The organism is Streptococcus pseudopneumoniae (assembly GCF_001072665.1).
GTDB classification, from domain to species: Bacteria; Bacillota; Bacilli; order Lactobacillales; family Streptococcaceae; genus Streptococcus; species Streptococcus pseudopneumoniae_S.
The window spans coordinates 1-754 of record NZ_JVJI01000032.1 but is presented as its reverse complement, the minus strand read 5'-3'; the positions used below and the strand labels follow the sequence as shown (position 1 = coordinate 754).

Below are 754 nucleotides of genomic sequence, written 5' to 3'. Positions count from 1 at the left end.
AGTTAAATATGTAGATGAAAAAGGCAAAGACTTAATCCCTTCAGAAACAACAGAAGGAAAAGTAGGAGATGAGTACACAACAACTGGAAAAGTAATTCCAGGACACCTACTTGTTCGTGTAGATGGAGACGCTAAAGGTAAGATTGGCACAGATGGTTCAACAGTAACATATGTGTACAAACCAATCGGATCATGGATTCCAAACATCCCAGGACAACCAACAACTCCAATCAAGTATCCAAATGATCCAGCAGACCCAACAAAACCAGGGCAACCAACAGAAGTGTTACCATACGTTCCAGGATTCACTCCAGAAGATAAAGATGGCAACCCACTTAAACCAGTAGATCCAACAGATCCAACAAAAGGATACGAAGTACCAAATCTTCCAACAGATCCAAGTCAAGATACACCAATCAACTACGTAGCAAACAAAGCTAAACTAGTAGTTAAATATGTAGATGAAAAAGGCAAAGACCTTCTTCCTGCAGAGACTACAGAAGGTAAAGTAGGCGATGAGTACGCTACAAGTGGAAAAGTTATCAAGGGTTATGTTCTTGTTCGTGTAGATGGAGAAGCGAAAGGTAAGATTGGTAAAGATGGTTCAACAGTAACTTATGTTTACAAACCACTAGGATCATGGGTACCAAACATCCCAGGTCAACCAACAGACCCAATCAAGTATCCAAATGATCCAACAGATCCAACCAAACCAGGCAAGGATAAACCAGTTCTTCCGTACGTGCCAGGATAC

Annotated in this window: 1 protein-coding gene; it reads left to right on the top strand. The window is 41.0% G+C overall.

The features are described 5' to 3' along the window. Window positions 1–754 (top strand): MucBP domain-containing protein (locus tag ADH52_RS02475; protein WP_049509892.1); only part of this gene is annotated, 754 nt, incomplete at both ends.